The sequence below is a fragment of the Nocardia sp. NPDC058497 genome, from assembly GCF_042720195.1.
Classification (GTDB): Bacteria; Actinomycetota; Actinomycetes; order Mycobacteriales; family Mycobacteriaceae; genus Nocardia.
The window spans coordinates 12,153-13,121 of sequence record NZ_JBHXMY010000120.1 but is presented as its reverse complement, the minus strand read 5'-3'; the positions used below and the strand labels follow the sequence as shown (position 1 = coordinate 13,121).

Below are 969 nucleotides of genomic sequence, written 5' to 3'. Positions count from 1 at the left end.
GCTCACCTCCACCTCCTCGGTGGCCCATCAGCTCCGGGCGCTCGAGCGCAAGGGCTATCTGCGCCGCGACCCGAATCGCCCGCGCGCGGTGAACGTCCGCGGTCTCGACGAGGCGGTCCGCTCGGTGACCACGCTGCCCGCCGAACCGGCCGACGACGTCGACGCGAACCGGCCGACACCGACCTTCGTCCCGGTCCTGGGCCGGATCGCCGCCGGTGGGCCGATCCTGGCCGAGCAGGCCGTGGAAGACGTCTTCCCGCTGCCCCGCGAGCTCGTCGGCGACGGTTCCCTGTTCCTGTTGAAAGTCGTCGGCCAGTCGATGGTCGACGCGGCCATCTGCGACGGCGACTGGGTCGTGGTCCGGCAGCAGAACGTCGCCGAGGGCGGCGACATCGTGGCCGCCATGATCGACGGCGAAGCGACCGTGAAGACGTTCAAGCGCACCGGTAAGGACGTGTGGCTGATGCCACACAACCCGCACTTCGAACCGATCCCGGGCAACGACGCGCAAATCCTCGGCAAGGTCGTCACCGTCATCCGCAAGATCTGAGCATCGCGCTCAGCGGCGCACGGACACGTCCATCTCCCAGATCAGCAGCTCGGCGGCGGTCAGCGCGGTGACGCGGTGGCCGCCGGCGGCGGTCAGGCGCGGTGTCGAAGCCCTCGCCCGGGCCGACGGTGTCCTCGTTGTGCGCTAGGAGCAGACCATGCGCATGGTCCTCGAGCGCGAAGTTGCCGGTCGCCGGGAACGACTGCCGCGAGTCGAGCCACTCGTTCCACCAGTGCGCGCGGTCCGCGCCGGGCACCACCTGAACCTGGGCCGTCACCATCATCGCCGCCTTCCGTTATCCGGACTTGGGTCCGTATAGCGGGTAACGCGGTCGGGGCCCCGGGGGGTGCCCGGCGCCCAGACGCCGCGCACCGGCACCGCGGGGCGCGCGCGGGGCCGCGCGGGGGGGGCGGAGTTGC

The 969-nt window shown here is 71.5% G+C and carries 1 protein-coding gene and 1 pseudogene; one reads left to right on the top strand and one right to left on the bottom strand.

The window, feature by feature from the left end; all coding sequences use genetic code 11:
* A partial coding sequence (gene lexA / locus ACFWPJ_RS11280) for a transcriptional repressor LexA (RefSeq protein WP_378849746.1) occupies positions 1-550 on the top strand: 550 nt, incomplete at its 5' end.
* Between the two features lie 88 nt (positions 551-638).
* On the opposite strand, the pseudogene ACFWPJ_RS11275 reads toward lexA, so the two are convergent.
* A pseudogene (locus tag ACFWPJ_RS11275) lies at positions 639-830 on the bottom strand (pirin family protein); the annotation flags it as partial.
* Between the last annotated feature and the right edge of the window lie 139 nt (positions 831-969).